This is a genomic window from Methylobacillus methanolivorans (assembly GCF_054588515.1).
In genome coordinates this window covers 491,647-512,790 of the sequence record NZ_BAAILT010000002.1, presented here as the reverse complement: position 1 = coordinate 512,790, position 21,144 = coordinate 491,647, and the positions used below count along the sequence as shown (strand labels likewise).

At 50.1% G+C, this 21,144-nt stretch carries 18 protein-coding genes; 13 read left to right on the top strand and 5 right to left on the bottom strand.

Annotation, left to right across the window (positions count from 1 at the left end; all coding sequences use genetic code 11):
• Nucleotides 1-8: 8 nt before the first annotated feature.
• From LG202_RS03645 to LG202_RS03635, 3 genes are all read right to left on the bottom strand, one after another.
• On the bottom strand, nt 9-1,832 hold the full coding sequence (locus tag LG202_RS03645; protein ID WP_230348035.1) for a polysaccharide biosynthesis protein: 1,824 nt from the start codon (nt 1,830-1,832) through the stop codon (nt 9-11).
• Between the two features lie 186 nt (nt 1,833-2,018).
• Nucleotides 2,019-2,570 (bottom strand): sugar transferase, encoded by a 552-nt coding sequence (locus LG202_RS03640; protein WP_230347054.1) that lies wholly within the window; start codon nt 2,568-2,570, stop codon nt 2,019-2,021.
• The gene (locus tag LG202_RS03635; protein WP_230347053.1) at nt 2,567-3,514 is read right to left on the bottom strand and encodes a UDP-glucose 4-epimerase family protein; all 948 of its coding nucleotides are present in this window, start codon (nt 3,512-3,514) and stop codon (nt 2,567-2,569) included. The genes LG202_RS03640 and LG202_RS03635 overlap by 4 nt, the downstream gene beginning before the upstream one ends.
• 407 nt (nt 3,515-3,921) lie before the next feature.
• Between LG202_RS03635 and LG202_RS03630 the strand changes: the two genes are divergently transcribed.
• The 13 genes from LG202_RS03630 (at nt 3,922) to LG202_RS03570 (ending at nt 18,975) form a co-directional block, all read left to right on the top strand.
• Complete coding sequence (locus LG202_RS03630) at nt 3,922-4,938, top strand: NAD-dependent epimerase (protein ID WP_230347052.1); 1,017 nt, start codon at nt 3,922-3,924, stop codon at nt 4,936-4,938.
• Nucleotides 4,895-6,211 (top strand): glycosyltransferase, encoded by a 1,317-nt coding sequence (locus LG202_RS03625; protein WP_230347051.1) that lies wholly within the window; start codon nt 4,895-4,897, stop codon nt 6,209-6,211. The genes LG202_RS03630 and LG202_RS03625 overlap by 44 nt, the downstream gene beginning before the upstream one ends.
• Nucleotides 6,208-6,915 (top strand): class I SAM-dependent methyltransferase, encoded by a 708-nt coding sequence (locus LG202_RS03620; RefSeq protein WP_230347050.1) that lies wholly within the window; start codon nt 6,208-6,210, stop codon nt 6,913-6,915. Before LG202_RS03625 ends, LG202_RS03620 begins: the two co-directional genes overlap by 4 nt.
• Before the next feature lie 80 nt (nt 6,916-6,995).
• Nucleotides 6,996-8,270, top strand: a complete 1,275-nt coding sequence (locus LG202_RS03615; protein ID WP_459724457.1) for a lipopolysaccharide biosynthesis protein — start codon at nt 6,996-6,998, stop codon at nt 8,268-8,270.
• Nucleotides 8,271-8,294: 24 nt separating this feature from the next.
• Complete coding sequence (gene asnB, locus LG202_RS03610; protein ID WP_459724453.1) at nt 8,295-10,226, top strand: asparagine synthase (glutamine-hydrolyzing); 1,932 nt, start codon at nt 8,295-8,297, stop codon at nt 10,224-10,226.
• Nucleotides 10,227-10,228: 2 nt separating this feature from the next.
• Nucleotides 10,229-11,278, top strand: coding sequence for a glycosyltransferase family 2 protein (locus tag LG202_RS03605; RefSeq protein ID WP_230347047.1), 1,050 nt, complete (start codon nt 10,229-10,231; stop codon nt 11,276-11,278).
• Nucleotides 11,275-12,369: a CgeB family protein gene (locus LG202_RS03600; RefSeq protein WP_230347046.1), complete on the top strand. Its 1,095-nt coding sequence runs from the start codon at nt 11,275-11,277 to the stop codon at nt 12,367-12,369. The genes LG202_RS03605 and LG202_RS03600 overlap by 4 nt, the downstream gene beginning before the upstream one ends.
• Nucleotides 12,353-13,234: a class I SAM-dependent methyltransferase gene (locus LG202_RS03595; protein WP_230347045.1), complete on the top strand. Its 882-nt coding sequence runs from the start codon at nt 12,353-12,355 to the stop codon at nt 13,232-13,234. The genes LG202_RS03600 and LG202_RS03595 overlap by 17 nt, the downstream gene beginning before the upstream one ends.
• Entirely contained in the window at nt 13,231-14,409 is a 1,179-nt protein-coding gene (locus LG202_RS03590) for a glycosyltransferase family 4 protein (protein WP_230347044.1), read from the top strand. The genes LG202_RS03595 and LG202_RS03590 overlap by 4 nt, the downstream gene beginning before the upstream one ends.
• Nucleotides 14,409-15,437 carry a polysaccharide biosynthesis protein gene (locus LG202_RS03585; RefSeq protein ID WP_230347043.1) on the top strand — a complete coding sequence of 343 codons (1,029 nt, stop codon included), beginning with the start codon at nt 14,409-14,411 and terminating at the stop codon, nt 15,435-15,437. Before LG202_RS03590 ends, LG202_RS03585 begins: the two co-directional genes overlap by 1 nt.
• On the top strand, nt 15,434-16,576 hold the full coding sequence (gene wbjC, locus LG202_RS03580) for a UDP-2-acetamido-2,6-beta-L-arabino-hexul-4-ose reductase (protein WP_230347042.1): 1,143 nt from the start codon (nt 15,434-15,436) through the stop codon (nt 16,574-16,576). The genes LG202_RS03585 and wbjC overlap by 4 nt, the downstream gene beginning before the upstream one ends.
• A 2-nt stretch (nt 16,577-16,578) precedes the next feature.
• Nucleotides 16,579-17,715 carry a non-hydrolyzing UDP-N-acetylglucosamine 2-epimerase gene (gene wecB / locus LG202_RS03575; RefSeq protein WP_230347041.1) on the top strand — a complete coding sequence of 379 codons (1,137 nt, stop codon included), beginning with the start codon at nt 16,579-16,581 and terminating at the stop codon, nt 17,713-17,715.
• Between the two features lie 9 nt (nt 17,716-17,724).
• Nucleotides 17,725-18,975 carry a glycosyltransferase family 4 protein gene (locus LG202_RS03570; protein WP_230347040.1) on the top strand — a complete coding sequence of 417 codons (1,251 nt, stop codon included), beginning with the start codon at nt 17,725-17,727 and terminating at the stop codon, nt 18,973-18,975.
• 32 nt (nt 18,976-19,007) lie between these two features.
• On the opposite strand, the gene LG202_RS03565 is transcribed toward LG202_RS03570, so the two are convergent.
• Together LG202_RS03565 and LG202_RS03560 are read right to left on the bottom strand one after the other, a co-directional pair.
• Entirely contained in the window at nt 19,008-20,174 is a 1,167-nt protein-coding gene (locus LG202_RS03565) for a nucleotide sugar dehydrogenase (protein WP_230347039.1), read from the bottom strand.
• Entirely contained in the window at nt 20,171-21,142 is a 972-nt protein-coding gene (locus LG202_RS03560) for a GDP-L-fucose synthase family protein (protein WP_230347038.1), read from the bottom strand. The genes LG202_RS03565 and LG202_RS03560 overlap by 4 nt, the downstream gene beginning before the upstream one ends.
• Nucleotides 21,143-21,144: the final 2 nt, after the last annotated feature.

Here is a 21,144-nt window from a genome sequence, read left to right as displayed (position 1 = left end):
CTTTCTTGTTAATGTATGGTTGGAGATTCAACCTCAGGTGGCAATACTAACGCTGGGTTAGCATGGATGTCCCCCGCATACTCTTCCACCCACATACCCAGCTCTTGCTTGATCACGGTTTCATCTATTAACGATGCTCTATCGATCCACTTCAGCAATGCATGCACCCAAGCCTCATCTACGTTACGCGCCACGGCAATACGCAATTTATCGTGTGGCGTTGGTAAAGTGAGCTCGTCATCGGCCAAAAGTTCCTCATAGAGCTTCTCACCGGGACGCAACCCAGAATATACGATCTCAATGTCATCTTCATTAAAACCGGATAGTCGAATCATATCACGCGCCAAGTCCACAATTCTGACAGGGTCTCCCATATCCAGCACAAAAATCTCGCCGCCATCCCCCATCAAACCTGCCTGCATCACTAACTGGCAGGCCTCTGGAATCGACATAAAATAGCGGGTAATCTCTGGGTGAGTCACCGTGATCGGTCCACCTGCAGCAATTTGTTCACGAAACTTAGGGATAACACTACCACTGCTACCTAAAACATTGCCAAAACGCACAACCACAAAGCGAGTACCAGCATCCTCCTGCAACCCCTGACACACCATCTCCGCCAAGCGCTTGCTTGCCCCCATGACATTGGTCGGGTTCACCGCCTTGTCAGTCGAAATCAGTACAAATTTGGCAACGCCTGTATTTTTGCACGCCTGCGCAATGGTGTAAGTACCATTGACATTATTTGACAATGACTCAGCCACATTGCAGTTTTCCATCATGGGCACGTGCTTGTAAGCCGCAGCGTGAAAAACTACATCGGGCTTGTAACGACCCAACACCTGCTGAACACGCCGCGCATTCCTGACATCACCCACCAAATACTCAATACGGGTATGAGTTGCAAGGCCTGAAAATTCCTGCTCCAAACGATACAAGGCATATTCAGACTGATCTAGGCAAACTAGGCACTGCGGATGATATTTCAACACCTGGCGACACAACTCTGAACCAATGGAGCCACCTGCTCCGCTGATCAGCACGACTTGACCTTCAATCAAGTGCTGCAAGCCCTCGCCATCTAATGTGACAGGCTCCCGGCCTAATAAGTCCTCTACCTCGACAGGCCTAAGCTGCGCCATACTGACGCGTCCACTCATCAAATCATCAAACGAAGGCACGGTCAGGACATTTAACCCATGCTGATTAGCCAACTCCACAACCTCACGGCGGCGTTGGTGGCGAGCAGAAGGCATTGCGACGATCACATGCTCCACAGATAAGGCATGGGCCAATTTCGGGAGCTGCTCAATGCTCCCCAGGACATTGATACCCAGCAACTCACGACCGCGCATCGCCTTCTTGTCATCCAGCAAGCCCACTACATTCCACTCCCGGCTTTTGGAAAGATCCTTCAGCAAGGCAACCGCTGCCTCTCCTGCCCCCAACACTAAGACTGGCTTGCCAGAAAACTGCGCAGATCCATACAGGCGATGCTCTTTCCATGCACGATAGGCAAAACGACTACCCCCCATAAGCAATAACAGCAGCATAGGATCCATAATCAGCACAGACCTTGGGACAACGCCGTGCGGCTTGAACATGAACAAAATCGCAACCACCAACGCCGAACTGATAGCAATCGCTCGTATCAAGCGTTGTAAATCAGGCAAGCTGGCAAAGCGCCAAACCCCACGATAAAGACCAGCAAACAAAAACACTAGGGCTTGCAGGGGAATTACCCAAACAGCACTTTCCAGCATGCTCTGCGAGAAATTATCAGGGATGTCAAAATTAAATCGGAAAAGAAAGGCTACCCACCATGCCAGCATGGCTACCACGATATCGTGCAACCAAGCGCTTAAAGACCGTGGGTTTCTCACACTAATATAATTCGACCACTTGAAGATGGGATGAATATTCAGCACGCACAAAACCCAAAATGAAATAAATGCATTCTACTAAAAACCGTTTCCCAATAACCCATTCTTCACAACAATTAACTATTGCCCCAAGAGTCAACGTACAACACGATCACCACGCCCCCTGCCCAGGAGTGTTTGCAATAACAGCTTAAAATAGAGTGGTAGCCGGAGATCGCGCACCATCAACGCATCTGTTTCAGCCAACAGTTGTGGGGTAGACATATCAATATCATTCACCTGTGCAACCCCTGTAATACCTGGGCGAACATCATATACACCACGCGCGGCTCTCTCCGAAATTAACTCTTCTTGGTTAAACAAATTCGGGCGAGGCCCCACCAGACTCATCTCGCCTTTCAACACATTCCAGAGCTGAGGTAATTCATCCAGCTTAGTCTTGCGCAGAAAACGTCCCAACTTAGTAATAGAAGAAGACGACGCTAAATGACTGGCAACAGAGGCAGTATCTAATCGCATAGTACGGAACTTCACCAATGTAAAAGGCTGTTGGTAACGTCCCACACGTACCTGACGAAATAAAGGCTCCCCTGTATCCATCAACCCCAAGATATAAATCAACAACAATACCGGCGCACCAAGAATCAACCCTAGCGCAGCAAGCATCACATCAAACAATCGAATCACAATGAACCTTTTGTCACAAAACAGCGCCGCAAACCCTCATCTACCGTAATAGGCGGAGTCCACCCCAGTAGCTTTTGAGTCTTGGCAATATCTACCTGTAACGACCCCAACAAGCGCTGGGCAATTGCCTTTTTCCCAATCAAACTTAAACCAGTGTTCAACACGCCAACGGGCACTGGAATCAGTCGGGATGGAACCCTAGCAGCATCCGCCAAGCGTCGCAATAAATCAGAAGTAGATAAATCCTCACCATCACTCGCAAGAAAAATCTGATTTGCCGCTGCCGGATGATCAATGCAAGTCATGATCAGACTGATCAAATTATCCAGAGACACCAATGAACGCCTGTTCTTAACCGCCCCCAAAGGTAATGGCCAACCCGTCTGTACCCACTTCATCATACTGGCAAAATTACCTTTAACCCCGGGCCCATAAACCAGTGGAGAGCGAATAATTACCAGTTCCATCCCAGTCTCCCTAGCTAAGGCTAACAAACCCTCTTCCGCCTCATATTTGGAAATACCGTATGGATCTTCCGGACTTGGCAGATCATCAGCACTAAAAAGTCTGGAACCTAAAGTTTGTTCACCGCTCACCTTAATAGAACTGAGGAAAATAAATCGCTTCACCCCAGCCTGTGCTGCTTGACGAGCAAGCTTCAATGTTCCATCAACATTAGTTCTTCGATAAGTAGCTAAATCTCCACCTTTCTCATGGCTCATAATATGCACCCTGGCAGCAAGGTGAATGGCAATGTCTACATTGTGCAAAGCATTAGCCCAATCAGTATGTTGGTCTATGTCGTCAATTTGCACATACTGCTCCAGACTATCTATTGTGGAACAACGTGAAACTTTGCGAACCATAGCAAATTTCTGCTGCACTGCAACAGATAGGGCTTTCCCAACAAATCCTGTGGCACCAGTAATTAATATATATTTCATGAAAATATCAAGCGTAATCTTTACTACAAATTGCAATTGCTATGAAATAGTTACAGTACATAGTGATACATTCAAATTAATCAATATCAATTGTCTAATACTATCACGCCGTGCTTAAGCCTCTAGCGGACTCTCGCAACACACCGCATGATTAGTTCAAATTGAACACTACATAATCTGTAAGCTATGTCTCTAAATTAATGCTAATGATTATATCTAGCAGCTATTCTCAAATGCAAAACTTCTCAAACAGATAATGCTGTGAGAAAATGCGTTCATTAATTGAACACTGATGAACAGAAAAGCTTGCTCAATTATTATCGTTACAGCCCATATCACCGTATGCAGAATATTTCCCCAAAGTGGGTACTTCAACATCCCACTACCACCTATTTGAAAGCGATCAATTGAAAGTTCTTGTCACTGGTGCCGCAGGATTCATAGGTTCCGCACTAGCACTACGTCTGCTAGAAAGAGGTGATACAGTCATTGGCATTGACAATCACAATGACTATTACGATCCAGCATTAAAAGATGCTCGACTGGCAAGACACTCCCATCACCCGCATTACACCCACATGAGAATAGACCTTGCTGACAGGAGCGCGATTTTCGACTGCTTTTCCACTCACAAGCCGCAAAGAGTGATCAACATGGCCGGACAGGCGGGAGTGCGGTACTCCATTGAGAATCCACTTGCATACATAGATAGCAATATTCTTGGCTTTGCCCATATCCTTGAAGCCTGTAGGCACCACGAGGTAGAGCATTTGGTATACGCCAGTAGTTCCAGTGTGTATGGTGCCAACACACGCATGCCGTTTTCCGTGCATGACAATGTCGATCATCCGCTCAGCATTTATGCAGCAACCAAGAAATCCAATGAATTGATGGCCCATAGTTATAGTCATCTTTTCAAGCTGCCAACGACTGGCTTGCGCTTCTTCACTGTGTATGGCCCATGGGGGCGGCCAGACATGGCTTTGTTCAAATTCACAAAGGCAATCCTGGCTGGAGAAAATATCCAAGCTTTCAATTATGGCAAACATCGGCGCGACTTCACTTATATTGATGACATCGTGGAGGGCGTTATACGGGTGATTGACCAGCCTGCCCAACCCAACTCCGACTGGACTGGGGATGCGCCTGATGCCAGCAGCAGCCTCGCTCCCTGGAGAATTTACAACATAGGCAATCACCAGCCTGTCGAACTGATGGATTACATCGATGCACTTGAATCCGCGCTAAATAAAAAGGCGAATGTTGATTTTCTGCCCCTGCAGCCTGGAGACGTGCCTGACACATATGCAGATGTCAGCGATTTGGTGGCTCAGTTTGATTACCACCCCACAACTCCGGTCAAGCAGGGTATTGCGCAATATGTTGAGTGGTATTTGGACCACTATTTGCCGCAAAAAGCTTGATACCGATTACACAATGCTATCCCAACGCCTGAAACATCATCTTGCCCTGGCCAAGGACCAAGCCCGTCGCCTGCCCATTCTGGGCAGGGTCAACAGCATTATCAAGGCATATCAGTTAAAAGCGGGTCTGCGCCAGCTTCACTCGCACTATGGGCGCATGGCTACTGCGCAAGCCATCACATATGATGAGAATACCGCCTGGCAGGAAGCCAGACAGCGCCTGGCGGCACGATGGCGTCAGCGAGACACCCTCCCCCAAATGCCATTGCGCATATTCTGGGTAGGTGCCAACAGGGACCAAGATAAATCTGGGTTTCTACAGGCGCTGCGGCAACAGGCTCATGTAACGGAGTTTTACAATCACACTGGCACTTATGGACAATGGTACAAGGATGAGTATGGCCGGGTACAAGTCTATGACCCAACCATCATTGAATTAAACGACCAGCAGTTGCTCAACCAGCTGACATCAGCACTCGAGGATGGTGGAATTGATCTCCTGATGGGGCAGATGTGGGCAAATTATATTTCGCAAGAAGCACTCGCCAAGGTCCAGGCATTGGGAATACCTGTCATCAATATATCCATGGACGACAGGCTGCCCGATAATTGGTCTCATCGCGAGGGTGTCAGGCTTGGCGCAGTTGGACTGGCAAAACATACCGACCTGATGCTGACCACCTCTTCCGAAACCTGCGCCTGGTATGCAGTCGAGGGTTGCCCCGCCATCTTCTGGCCGTTGGCAAGCGACCCCTCCGTATTCAAGCCCGATACCGAGGCGCCCCGTGATATTGACGTGCTCTTCATCGGCAATAAATACGGGATCCGTGCAGAGATCATTGATGGCCTGGCTCAGCATGGCATTCAAGTGGAATGCTATGGTGCGGGCTGGCCCAATGGCCCTGCGACAGCCGAACAATCTGCCGTATTGTTCAAGCGTGCCCGCATTATTCTTGGCGTAGGTACCGTTGGCTATTGTGATGACGTGTTTACACTCAAGCTACGGGATTTCGATGCTCCCATGTCAGGCGCGCTATACCTCACGCACAGATCACAAGACTTGCTGAAGTTATACCAAGAGGCTGTAGAGATTGAGTGTTACATGACTCCGGATGAAGCAGCCACTAAAATCCACTACTATCTCGCCCATCCGAAAGCGCTGGAGTCTGTAGCAGCTGCAGGACATGCCAAGGCATTGACACGTGACACCTGGATCAACCGTTTACACCATACCTTCATGAACCTCAACCTGACCCAGGAGAACACGCCATGACACTTGCAGGATCGAATAGTGACGCCACCCGCATCAAATGGGTTATCCAAGCCCTGAGTAACATTCCGACAGGCAAGCGCATTCTGGATGCAGGTGCTGGTGAATTGCGTATGAAACCCTATTGTGCGCATCTCGATTACGTATCACAGGATTTTTGCCAGTATGAAGGGAAAGGCGATGGTCAAGCACTACAGGTTGGTGCATGGGATACCACACACATTGATATTGTCTCTGACATTGCATCGATTCCAGTGCCAGATGCATCGTTTGATGTAGTACTTTGCACAGAGGTGCTTGAACATATCCCCAACCCCGTGACGGCAGTTGAAGAGTTCTGCCGCATCCTGAAACCCGGTGGCATCCTGTTACTCACAGCCCCCTTCTGCTCGCTGACACACTTTGCCCCTTATCATTTCGCCTCCGGCCTCAACCGATATTGGTATGAAGAGCATTTGCCACGTCGTGGCATGGTCATTAAAGAAATCACCGCCAATGGCAACTGGTTCGAATTTGTCGGTCAAGAATTGAGCCGTGCCCGATTCGTGAGTCACAGCTATGCCTCTCCCTTATTGGGATGGCTATTACTTGCAGCATCCTATCCGATGCGCGCTTTACTCGGCATTCTGAGCAAGCAAGACCGGGGCAGCAGTCAATTGTTGTGTTACGGCTATATGGTTCAGGCCCACAAGCATGATGCCCAATAATTCATTCAGCCTCCACGCAACGGCTGCATGACGACTAGCCCACCAACACAATACGGAAATCAGGGCTTTCCACTTCACTTATGAAATTGACATCGGAAAAAATCATTGTTGTAGTTGGTCGAATGATTGATGCACTGGGCAGCCTTATGTTTCTCAAGCTGCTAGCCATATCCATCACCAAAGCCGACATGGGTAGCTACCTATTGGCATCGTCGCTGCTTGCCGTGGTGTTGACCGCCTCGTTTTCCGCGTTTGACCAGGGTTTACTGCGGAATATCGCCGATTACAGCAAGCACACTATTCTGCCTCGGCGTTATTCCGCAATGGTGACTGCTTATGCATTACTGGCTTTGACTCTTGGGGTAATAGTAAGCCTGATCATGACTATGGGGTCATTGGGCAACTCCCTGCACACGGTGTTGATACCATGGGTATTCTGGCTAGCCTGCGATGCAATCAAGAACCTCAACCTGACAGTGGCAAGCGGGCTACGCTCCCGCACCTTGATCGCCATCGCGACTGGGGTTGATTACACAAGCAGGATATTGATTTTATCCTTGCTCGCCTTGTATACATCCCCCAGCCCGACGATGATCATTGGCCTACTGGCAGTGTCTAGCCTGGCTGCATCATCCGTCTATCTATTGGGGCAGCGTGATCTTGTCGCTCGATTTTCCTGGACGGACATCCGAATTACGCTCCACGACTCACTGACATTCTGCTGGCCCATGATCATATGGGGCCTGTTCGGCTGGTTACAGAACATGTCCAATCGCTGGCTACTTGATTATTTCACTGACCTCTCAGTAGTAGCGGAGTATGGCGTCCTGGTTTCCATTGCAAGTTTTCCCGTCACTGCATTGCTCGGCGTGATCGTGACATACATTGTGCCCATCCTGTATGAACGCGAAAACAAGCATCAGGGATCATCGCTGGATGCTGTCGTGAAAGTGGCAGTGTATTGCATACCAGCATTCTCCATGCTCGTGCTGGCTGCAGGCTGGTGGCACAAGGAATTGGTTTCACTGCTTTCTGCGGCTGAATATGCAGTACATTCCCACATGTTGCCGTGGATTGTCGCATCTGCATCCTTTAGTGCCATCTGCTCCATCCTGATCTACGCCATCTATGCCCAGCGCCGTATATCTTCATTATTGCTGGCAAATACTCTACCCGGGATTTTCAGCCTCGCCTTCGGCTATGGTGCAGTCCAGGAATATCAACTTGACGGTGCTATCCTGACATTAATTCTCGGCCACCTTGTCGCTGGCAGCATGTTCATCATTACCTATTTACGCGCGAGATCGGCCTCAGGCATATCTGGTACAGCATCAAGAGGCCTGCATGAGCGTTAACAACATGACATTACCCATGCCCTGGTGTCGTTCGGGCAAATCTGTTCATCAACTCGGCAATGGCCCAGCCAATTGCTGCCAACAGGGAAAAGACTAAATATCGTGTGCGGTATCGCCGGATTTATCCATTCTACGTCTGCTGACCCAGCCAGGCTGGAAACACAGCTGAACAAGCTTATCCATCGCGGACCCGATGGCAATGGACTATGGTCATCCCATTGTGGCAGGGTTGTTTTTGGTCACCGCCGCCTGTCCGTTATTGACCTATCAAACCACTCCCAGCAGCCGATGATCAGCCCGGATGGGCGTTACACGATTATTTTCAATGGAGAGCTATACAACTTTGCGGCATTGCGCCACACACTATCCAGTATTGGGCACAGCTTTCAATCAACAGGTGATACTGAAGTTCTGCTTGCCGCCTTCATTCACTGGGGACCTGCCTGCCTAGAGTACCTGAACGGCATGTTTGCCTTTGCCATCCATGACAGAGGAAATGCGCATACACCTGCCTCCATATTTATTGCACGCGATCGTGCGGGCGAGAAGCCACTCTATTTTGCACCTTCCGCGAGCGAATTCTGGTTCGCATCTGAACTCAAGGCCCTGCCCCACCAGTCTGCGATTGACTTGCAAGCACTCAACCATTATTTATCGCTGGGATACATTCCAGCAGGCATGTGTCTTTTTTCTGGTGTGCAAAAACTACCCCCGGCACACTGTGCCAAGCTCTCACTGAATACCTTCAAGCTGGATATCTGGCGTTATTGGTCATTGCCACCCAATCAATCCTCAGGATTGGAGGATGGCGAAGCACTCGCAGACGAGGCTGCTGCACTCATCGAAGACTCTGTACGCCTTCGGCTGGTAGCCGATGTCCCAGTTGGGGTAATGCTATCTGGCGGACTGGACTCCAGCCTTGTTGTAGGAGCGGCTGCCCGCGTTAGCGCCAACCCGGTTCAAACATTCACAATTTCGCTTCCCGGCTCGCACTTGGATGAAGCGCATCATGCGCAAAAAGTGGCATCGCATTTTGGCACTCGTCATCACGTGCTGCCTTTACAGGAAACCAGCCTGCAATTACTGGATGGGCTTGCCCCATTTATTGATGAACCCATCGCCGACTCCTCGATCCTACCAGCCTGGATGGTATTTGGCCTTGCGCGCCAACAGGTCACGGTAGCCCTCGGAGGGGATGGCGGTGATGAATTATTTGGCGGTTATTCCGATTACACCACCAGCTTAGCCGACGCCAGCCGCTGGGGCTGGGTTCCATCGACGATAATGGCGGGAGCTGCCAGCGCAGCGGCCATGCTGCCTGCCGGGGTTCGCGGCCGCAACCGCCTAGCATCATTACGGCACGGCCCATTGCAGCAGATGATATGGGGGCGTCCATATTTCGACATGACATTGCGGCAACGTATCCTGCACCGAGATGCTGTGAATGCACTCGGGGAAGAGCTGGGCCAGGCAGAACAGTTTTTATTGCAGCAGTTTCTGCAAGGCAGTGATCCCGTAGACTCCATGACGCGTACGCACTTCAATAGCATATTGCCGGATGATTTCCTGGTGAAGGTTGACAGGGCAAGCATGGCGCACAGTCTTGAGGTCAGGGCACCATTTCTCGACCATCGCTTGATCGAGTTTGCATTCGGCCGCGTTCCATCCAGCTGGAAAGTTCAGAATGGGGAATCAAGACGCCTGCAGCGTATACTGGCACGTCGCTGGCTACCCGGCGATCTGGATGTCAAGCGTAAACAAGGCTTCTCCATTCCGCTGAACGAATGGTTGCGCCAGGCCGGGGAAGCAGACCTGATGAGCCGCATGGAAAGCCTGCCAACGCTATTCAATCTTGATGAAGTACGTGCCCTGGTCAGGGGACACATGGCAGGCAGGGCCAATGGTGGCCGCCTGTTTGCATTAATCATGTTGGCGATTGCCTTGAAAAACGCTTGAAAATGAATACAAGACCATTACTTACCGTCTGCATCCCTGCATACAACAGGGCACAGCTTCTAGCACCATTGCTGAATTCCATCGTCCAGCAGGATTTCCAGGACTTTGAAATTCTTATCTGCGAGGATGGCTCGCCTGAGCGCGATGCGATCAGACAGGTCACGGAGAATTTCAGCGCTCGATATCCGGGCCGGATTCGTTACCGTGAGAATGCTAATAACCTCGGCTATGATGGCAACATTCGTGAATTGGTGGAATGCAGTCGCGGACAATTCTGCGTGTTTATGGGCAATGATGACCTATTATGTCCAGGAGCCCTCTCTTCTATTGCTGACATCGCACAACGGATTGATGACTGCGGAGTGATCGTACGCACTTACGCCACATTTGATACTGACCCATCGATACATAAGCAAGTATTTCGCTATTATGCTGAAGAGCATGTCTTCCCTGCGGGCCAGTCTGCCATTGCTGCCGGCTATCGACGTTCGGTCGTCATTCCTGGCATGGTCATCAAACGTGATGCCGCGGCAGGATTTTCCACCGATCGGTTTGATGGCACCCTACTGTATCAGCTCTATCTGGTCGGTATGATTCTGGCCCACCACAGCGTGGTGTTCACCCCAAACATCATCGCACTGCGACGGGATGGTACCCCGCCAGACTTCGGTAATAGCGCGGCCGAGCGCGGCAAGTTTGTTCCACAGAACCAGACCCCGGCATCCTCCCTGCATTTCATGCACGGGATGCTAGATATTGCCCGGTATATTGAAATCCAGACTGGCATGGCTGTATATAATGCAATCCGTGCTGATATTGGAGCCTATTCATACCCAATTCTTGCCATCCAGGCAAAACAACCACTAGGCGTGTTCCTGAAGTATGGCGTGTCGCTAGCACGCCTGGGATTCTGGCGCTCCCCGCTCTTTCATGCTTATTTCACGGGCTTATTGCTGGTAGGTCCCGAGCGACTGGATCGATTGATCATATGGATCAAAAATAAGCTGGGACACACTCCACGGCTTGGCGCAGCGAGGGGAAAATCCTCGTGAAGCTGCTCATTGCTGGTGACTGGCATTCCGATTTGCATGAGGAGGAATTGAGCCGGTCCTTCCGTCGCCTCGGCCATGACGTGATCGAATTCAAGTGGTTTCACTACTTTACAGATGCTTCCCAGCATGCAGGTTTGCTCTCGGGTCTGCTGCAGCGTATCCAGAACAAATTTGTTATTGGCAAGGTAATTGACCTGATCAATCAGGATCTCCTGACATTGGCACTCGCACAAAAGCCTGACGCTATCTTTATTTATCGGGGCACCCACATTACCGCCGCCACGCTGCGTAACATTCGCCAGCAATTACCTGGATGCGTGCTAGTTGGCTACAACAATGACGACCCATTTTCACCAACTCAGCCGCGCTACCTGTGGCGGCACTTCATGGCAGCTATCCCGGACTATGACTTGATGCTTGCCTACCGGCACGCCAACTTGCCGGAATTCATGCAGGCGGGTGCACGTCGGGTTGAGTTGTTGCGTTCCTGGTATGTACCGGATCGTAGCCATCCCGTAACACTGACCTCAGAAGAGCAAACCATGTTTAAAACAGATGTGGTATTCATAGGACACTACGAACCCGACCAACGTATGGATTACCTGGAAGCCATTGTCACGCATGGTCATCAATTAAGATTATTCGGCCCGACAAAATACTGGAAAAAGCCATTGGCTCATTCCACCGTGCTTCAGCACCTTGCGCCAACGAGCATGGTGTGGCGTGAAGATTATAATCGTGCTCTTTGTGGTGCAAGAATTGCGCTATGTTTTTTCTCGAAATTGAACCGGGATACCTACACACGCCGCTGTTTCGAGATCCCTGCCACGAGAACACTGATGCTGTCGGAATATTCAGAAGATTTGGCTTCACTGTACCTGGAGGGCGTAGAGGCCGATTACTTCCGCTCGCGGGAAGAAATGCTGGCCAAGATTGACTATTACATAAACAACCCTGACAAAGCATCCCAGGTGGCTGAAGCTGGCTACAGAAAAGTCATCAGCGCAGGCCATGACATTGATTCAAGGGCGGCTATGCTGATGAACTGGATTAAAGAAGAAACAGGAAAACACCATGCATCAATATTCTAGAGCCATGAAGCTCATGCTAGCCTTGCGTCTCCAGCCAATGGCTTGGGCACTGCGACGATTCCATACACCAGTACATCCAGATGCCCTGGTACTGGAAGTTGGATCGGGTGGTAACCCTTACCCCCGTGCAAACGTATTGCTGGATGCCTACGAGAATACGCGTGAGAGACATTGGGTTCCACTCACATCAGATCGGCCAACGGTATTGGGCTTTGTCGAAAATCTGCCCTTCAAGGACAAGGCGTTTGATTTCGTGATCGCGTCGCATGTACTGGAACACTCAACCGATCCCGAGCGCTTTCTCACTGAGTTGCAACGGGTTGCCAAGGCAGGATATATCGAAGTTCCGGATGCCTTGTTTGAACGCCTAAATCCTTACCGCGATCATCGACTGGAAATTACGGTCAGAGACAACACCCTGATCATCACCAAGAAAACAGCCTGGATCAATGACCCTGGATTGGTCGAGTTGTATGAACATCGTGTCAAGCGCTACATGACCACCCTGTTGATGCCCAAGCGTCCATTTGAATTCCACGTGCGGTATTACTGGCAGGACAGCATTGCCTACCGTGTGACCAATCCGGATGCAGATGCCAACTGGACACCTCCAAAACAGATACGTCCCGACACATTCCTATCATTGAAGTCCCGCTTCCGTGAATGGATCAGGCTGGGAATCCGCAACCTGCTGTCACAAAGAAAGAGAAATCAGATCATTGACGTCTTCCCACTACTGCTATGCCCAGCCTGCCGATGCGATCAACTTGAACATCAGGTACAGCATCTGGAATGCAAGAACTGCCAAACACGGTATCCGGTACGCAATGGCTTGGTCGCCATGAACGAACCCCAGACTAAATGAGCCTGTCACGACGCAAGCTGCATATTGGTATCGATGCCAGCAACATCCGCTCCGGCGGCGGGCTGACCCACCTTGTTCGCCTGCTGAATGCTGCAGACCAGGACGGGACTTCCCTGGCACGAGTCACCATCTGGACCAGTTCAAGGACGGCCCAGCAACTACCCAGGCATGCATGGATCACCCCGGTCACGCCTGCCTGGTGCAATGGTGGCCTCCTGCATCAAGCCATAGGGCAGCAGTATCATTTGCCTCGAGAGCTGAAAATTGCTGGATGCCACGTACTGTTTTCACCGGGAGGCACTCTGCCCTGGCAGTGCCCGGTACCTACGGTCACGATGTCCCAGAACATGCTGCCCTTTGAACCATTGCAGGCTGATTTATTTGGTCGCTGGAGTTTGATGCGCCTGAAGATGCAACTGTTGAGATACAGCCAGGGTGCATCATTTTCGCGTGCACAAGGCCTGATCTTCCTGACCAACTACGCACGCAATGCCATTGAGGGTCTACTGAAAACGGTCACACCCCGTACCGCACTGATACCGCATGGAATAGAAGAACGTTTCAAGCGTGCGCCGCGACCACAACGGCGGCTGGAGGACTGCAGTGAAGCACGGCCGTTCCGTGTTATCTATGTCTCGATATTAATGCCATACAAGCACCAGATTGAGGTTGCACAAGCCATTGCAGCATTGCAAAAACAGGGGATGCCGATTGAAGCAAACTTTATTGGTGCACCCTGGGGGCAATATGGAAAAACATTTCAACAACTGCTGCGGAAGCTTGATCCCGAAGCACGAATGCTGAAATATACCGGCCATGCTCCGTTCGAGAAACTCCACGAGCTGTACCATGAGGCAGACGCTTTTGTATTTGCATCCAGTTGCGAAAACCTGCCCAACATCCTGATTGAGGGAATGGCAGCCGGATTGCCCATTGCCTGCTCTAACCTAGGCCCCATGCCAGAAGTCCTCGGCGATGCGGGTACTTATTTTGATCCATCATCGGTAGCATCCATCACTCATGCACTGCAACAATTGGCTGAGGATCATGCAATGCGTGCAAAGTTGGCGCAAGCCGCGTGGCAAAAAGCACATGCCTATTCCTGGAAAACATGTGCAAACGACACTTTTGAATTTATCGAACATGTCGTGCGTCAGCACGAAGGAGGATTTTAATGTTTAAAAACAAAACGCTGCTGATTACCGGCGGTACAGGCTCATTTGGCAATGCAGTGCTGCGCCGCTTCCTTGATTCAGATCTGCAGGAAATTCGCATCCTGAGCCGTGACGAAAAGAAGCAGGATGATATGCGCAAGAAGTACAACAGCCCCAAGCTCAAGTTCTACATCGGCGATGTACGAGATTATCAATCTGTATTGAATGCGGTACGTGGGGTAGACTATATTTACCATGCAGCAGCGCTCAAACAGGTGCCATCATGCGAATTCCATCCCATGGAGGCAGTCAAGACCAATGTGCTGGGCACCGAGAATGTGTTGGAAGCAGCGATCAATTGTGGCGTCAAGCATGTTGTATGTCTCAGCACTGACAAGGCGGTATATCCCATCAATGCAATGGGAATCAGCAAGGCGATGATGGAAAAAGTCATCGTCGCAAAGTCTCGCTCGAGTACCAGTACCATCATCTGTGCTACCCGCTATGGAAATGTCATGGCCTCCCGCGGCTCGGTGATTCCACTATTTACCAAACAGATACGTGCTGGCCAGGCCATCACCATTACTGACCCGCTCATGACGCGCTTCATGATGACTCTGGATGATGCCGTTGATCTGGTGCTTTATGCATTCGAGCATGGTAATCCAGGCGATATTTTTGTACAAAAAGCACCAGCCGCAACCATAGAAACGCTTGCCAAGGCATTGACCGAACTGCTGCAACAACCATCGCACCCAATCAATATTATTGGTACCCGACATGGAGAAAAATTATTTGAGGTGTTACTGAGCCGGGAAGAAATGGTATCGGCACAGGATCTTGGAGGTTACTACCGTGTACCGCCAGACCTCCGTGACTTGAATTACGGCAAATTTGTGGAGCAAGGTGAAATCAAGATTTCCGAGGCTGTAGAGTACAGTTCACACAACACAACGCGCCTTGATGTGGAAGGCATGAAAAACCTCCTCACCAAGCTACGCTTTATGCAGGCCGCGATAAAGGGAGAAGATGTGGAGCCCGAAGAATGAGCGTAACGCCCTCCCCTATCTACCGCGTACTCGTCACGGGAAGCCAGGGATTTATTGGCAAGAACCTGCTGGCCAGGCTTGGAGAGTCTGCACAATACATTGTTTCGACCTTCGCCCGTGGCGACGATGTAGCCTGCCTGCCTGCGCTCATTGCAGAAGCTGATGCCGTCATTCACCTGGCAGGCGAGAACCGCCCACAGGATGAAGCGGCATTCTCTATCGTCAATGCAGGCCTCACCGCAACCTTGTGCAATGTCATCAAGAAACATAAAGTTTCTACTGGGCGCAATGTATTGCTGATTCTAGCCTCATCCACCCAGGCGGAAATCGATAATCCTTATGGTCGCAGCAAGTTGGCTGCAGAACACAGTATTAGATCCCTGGCTGAGGAAACTGGCAATCCGGCTATAATCTTCCGTTTACCGGGGGTATTCGGTAAATGGTGCAAACCGAACTACAACTCTGTCGTGGCTACCTTTTGCTACAACATAGCCAGGGGCCTGCCTATCCAGGTGAATGACCCTGCTCGCGCACTGCAACTTGCATATATCGACGATGTGGCACAGGCACTGATCTCAGCAATACATAAAGCGCCCATCGGAGTGACAAGCATGGAAATCACTCCAGAGTATACGGTGACGCTGGGAGAGCTGGCTGCCCACATTTCATCGTTTGATAAAGACCGCACTAGCTTGTATACCGATCATGTCGGCACAGGCTTCCTGCGTGCCTTGTATGCCACCTACATCAGTTATCTGCCCAGTGAGCGTTTCCATTACGACATTCCCCAGCATGGAGATGCACGAGGTGTGTTTGTCGAGATGCTCAAAACCCCTGATAGTGGCCAATTCAGCTACTTTACCGCTCACCCGGGTATTACTCGTGGAGGACACTACCATCACACCAAGACCGAAAAGTTTCTGGTCATCAAGGGTGAGGCATTATTTCGCTTTCGTCACTTGCTGACTGATGAACGAATAGAATTGCGCACTTGCGGGGAAAAGCCGCAAATAGTCGATACAATTCCTGGCTGGTCGCATGACATCACCAATACCGGCACGAGTGAAATGGTGGTTATGCTATGGGCCAATGAAAACTTTGATCGCGAACACCCCGATACCATTGCAAGCAAGGTTTGAAGATGAAAAAACTTAAAGTAATGTCCGTGGTCGGGACACGCCCGGAAATTATCCGCCTCTCCCGTGTACTGGCTGCCCTAGATCGTCATTGCGAGCATATTCTTGTGCATACAGGCCAGAATTACGACTATGAACTCAATCAGGTGTTTTTTGACGACTTGGGTATACGCAAGCCAGATTATTTCCTGAATAGCGCCGAAGGTAGCAAGGGTGCAGCTAATACCATAGGCAACCTGATCACGGCGATTGACAGTGTGCTCAGTGAAGTTAACCCCGAAGCCATGCTGGTATTGGGCGATACAAACAGCTGTCTCTCCGTCATTCCCGCCAAGCGCCACAAGGTACCCATTTTTCACATGGAGGCAGGCAACCGCTGCTTCGATCAGCGAGTGCCAGAAGAAACCAATCGGCGCATCGTTGACCATACTGCAGACATCAACCTGACCTATAGCACGATTGCGCGCGATTACCTGTTACGAGAAGGATTACCTCCAGATCAGGTTATCAAGACTGGAAGCCCCATGTATGAGGTATTGCATCATTACCTTACGCAAATTGAGGCTTCAGATGCCCTATCTCGGTTTGGCCTGAAGCCAGGGCAGTATTTCGTCGTCAGTGCCCACCGTGAAGAGAATATCGAGTCAGACCAGAACTTTGCGAAACTGGTCAACGTCATTAATGCGGTCGCCACAGACCATGATCTGCCGGTGATCGTATCGACTCATCCACGCACCCAGAAACGCGTCGACAACGTAGGTGCAACATTCCACCCCCAAGTACGATTGCTCAAGCCACTGGGCTTTCATGATTACGTCAAACTCCAGACACAAGCCCGGGCCGTGTTGTCTGATAGTGGCACCATCAATGAAGAATCATCTATCCTGAACTTCCCTGCACTGAACCTCCGTGAAGCGCACGAACGTCCAGAAGGCATGGAGGAAGCTGTTGTCATGATGACAGGTCTTGAGATGGATCGTGTAAGGCAGGGCCTCTCTATTCTCCAAGGTCAGTCACGCGGAGCAGAACGCACGTTGCGCCTAGTCTCAGACTACAGCATGCCAAACGTCAGTGATAAGGTCGTACGCATTATCCATAGCTATACTGATTACATTAACCGGGTTGTCTGGAAAAAGTACTAGGTTTTCCCCATGCGTTTGCTTATCGTTAGCCAATACTTCTGGCCGGAAAACTTCAGAATCAATGAACTGGTTGAAGATCTCCGCATCAGGGGGCACGAGGTCACGGTGCTGACAGGGTGGCCTAACTACCCATCTGGGAAAATAGACAGCCATTTCCAACATAATCCGGGTGCATATGCACAATATCGAGGAGTCCATATTGTCCGGGTTCCCTTACTAGCCAGGGGTTCAGGCACGCTATGCCTGTTGCTTAACTACCTATCCTTTGCAATATTTGCCAGCCTGCTGGGACCATGGAAATTACGCGGACAGGTATTTGATGCCATCCTGGCCTATCAACCCTCCCCCATCACTGTCGGGATACCAGCAATCCTCTTGCGAGCCATCAAGCAATGTCCAATGGCCTTCTGGGTACTGGATCTTTGGCCAGAAACCTTGCATGCCGTTGGGGTAGTGAAATCCCGGTATGTTTTCTCCTTGATACAAGGCCTGGTGCGTTGGATTTATAGCCACTGTGACTTGATCCTGGGCCAATCACGGCAATTTACTGCCAGCATTGCCCGACATGCTCCAAAAAAAGCTGATATTACCTATTTCCCAGCCTGGGCAGATGAGGTATTTGACACAGGCATACCTGCATATCCCGCACCTGAGATTACATTAGCCCCTGGTGTTTTCACGATCATGTTTGCAGGTAACGTTGGGGAGGCTCAAGACTTTCCTGCCATTCTCAATGCCGCCGAGGCTCTTAAAGTACGCAGCGATATTCGCTGGATCATCGTAGGGGATGGCCGCATGTCAGGTTGGGTTGCTGAGCAAATACAATCCCGCGGACTGGAGCAACGCATCAGCATGGTAGGAAGACATGATTTAGAGCGCATGCCCGCATTTTTTGCACATGCTGATGCATTGCTCGTGAGTCTGAAGCCAGACCCAGTGTTTTCCCTGACCATTCCCGGAAAAGTACAAGCCTACTTTGGATCTGGCATTCCACTTCTGGCCATGCTGGATGGAGAAGGAGCCAATATCATCAATGAAGCACAGGCAGGTTATGTATCACCCGCTGGTGATTGGGTGACGCTTGCGAAAAATATCGAGCAAATGGCAGTTCTAAGCAATGAGGATAGACGAAGGATGGGCTCCAGTGGGCAAGATTATGCTGCCAGAGAGTTCAATCGTTCAAAATTGATGAATAAACTTGAATCACTTTTATCCAACATGGTATTACACAAGACAACCCGTCATATTTCAGGTAGCTGAAAAGCCAGCCAGCCCCAAGGGGTTATCGGCTTTCAATCCTTGCCAAACAAATCCCTGGTATATACCTTGTGCTGAACACTACTGAGGGCATCAGTGTGGCGATTGGTCAAAATGACATCCGCCTCAGCCTTGAACTGCTCAAGGTCATTGACGATGCGTGAGTTAAAAAACCTGTCTTCTTTCAGCACTGGTTCATACACTATCACTTCAATACCCTTGGCTTTGATGCGCTTCATGATTCCCTGAATACTGGAGGATCGGAAGTTGTCTGAGCCAGCTTTCATAATGAGCCGATAGACACCGACGATCGCAGGCTTCATGCGAATAACCTCATCTGCAATAAAATCCTTGCGCGTGGTGTTTGATTCCACAATTGCCCGAATGAGATTTTGCGGTACATCATTGTAATTCGCCAATAATTGCTTGGTATCCTTGGGTAGGCAATAACCGCCATATCCAAAGCTGGGATTATTATATTGATGGCCAATCCGTGTATCCAGGCAGACTCCGTCAATAATTTGCCTGCTATCAAGCCCGTGGGCTGCGGCATAAGTATCCAGTTCGTTGAAATATGATACGCGCATTGCTAGATAGGTATTGGCAAACAATTTGATAGCCTCAGCCTCTTTTGGGTCGGTTAGCAGCACAGGAATTTCCTTGCTGATTGCCCCTTGTTGCATAAGTGCCGCAAACCGCTCTGCACGCTCTGACCTTTCCCCAACCACTATCCTTGACGGATGCAGGTTGTCATACAAGGCACGCCCCTCACGTAGAAACTCGGGAGAAAATATAAGATTACTTGTACCAAGCAATTCACTGGTCTTGAGTGTATACCCTACCGGTATCGTCGATTTGATAACTATTACAGCAGTCGGGTTAATTGAGATTACATCACGAATAACCGCCTCGATTGATTCAGTATTGAAATTGTTTGTGTCTGGATCGTAATCTGTTGGCGTTGCGATAATGACGAACTCTGCCCCTGTATAAGCATCACTCTTATCAAGAGTAGCCCTAAAATTTAGGGACTTATTCTTGAGGTAATACTGTAGTTCATCATCAATGAGGGGTGACTCCCCGCGATTAAGCATCTCAACTTTTGCTGGGACTATATCTAATGCAACGACCTCGTGATGTTGAGCGAGCAATACTCCATTTGATAATCCAACATACCCCGTTCCAGCAATAGCAATTTTCATTGTAAAAAATCCGTATATGCAAACTTTAGTCCATTACTTAAAGATGTTATCGCGCTCCATCCTGCATTACCCAGCCTTGTTACATCCATGAGCTTCCTTGGCGTGCCATCCGGCTTGGTAGTATCAAACTCAATGCTACCCTCATAACCCACTGTCTGCTTGACGAGCTCAGCCAGATCCTTGATGGTGACGTCTTCACCCACACCTACATTGATGAGGGGCGGTTCAAATCTACCAGTCTTGCTTTCATCACTGCCCAGTAAGGCTTGGTATTGGTCTGCTGGCAAGTTCATGAGGTAGACACAGGCATCGGCCATGTCGTCGCTGTAGAGGAATTCGCGTTTGGGGGTGCCAGTGCCCCAAACGGTAACAGTTGGTTGGTTGTGTTGCTTGGCTTCGTGGAACTTGCGCAGCAGGGCCGGGATGACGTGGCTGTTTTCGGGATGGTAGTTGTCACCAGGGCCATAGAGATTGGTCGGCATAGCCGCCAGGTATTGTGTGCCGTATTGACGGTTGTAGCTCCAGCACATTTCGATGCCAGCAATCTTGGCAAGCGCATAAGGACGATTGGTCGGTTCCAATGGGCCTGTGAGCAGGTGTTGCTCCTGCATCGGCTGTGGCGCTAGTTTGGGGTAGATGCAGCTGGAGCCGAGAAACAGGAGCCGGGTGACTCCGTGCTTCCAGGCACTATGGATGACGCTGTTCTGGATGGCGAGGTTGTCACGGATGAATTCTGCTGGGTAGGTGTTGTTGGCGACAATACCCCCCACTTTGGCCGCGGCCAGGAAGACGTATTCCGGCTTGTATTCCGCAAAGAATTGGTCGGTGGCTTTGTCGTCAGTGAGGTCCAGCTCGGCATGGGTGCGCTTGAGGATGTTGGTGTATCCCTTAGCTTCGAGGTTTCTGACAATGGCAGAGCCAACGAGTCCTCGATGCCCTGCCACATAGATGCGTGCGTGTTTGTCCATGC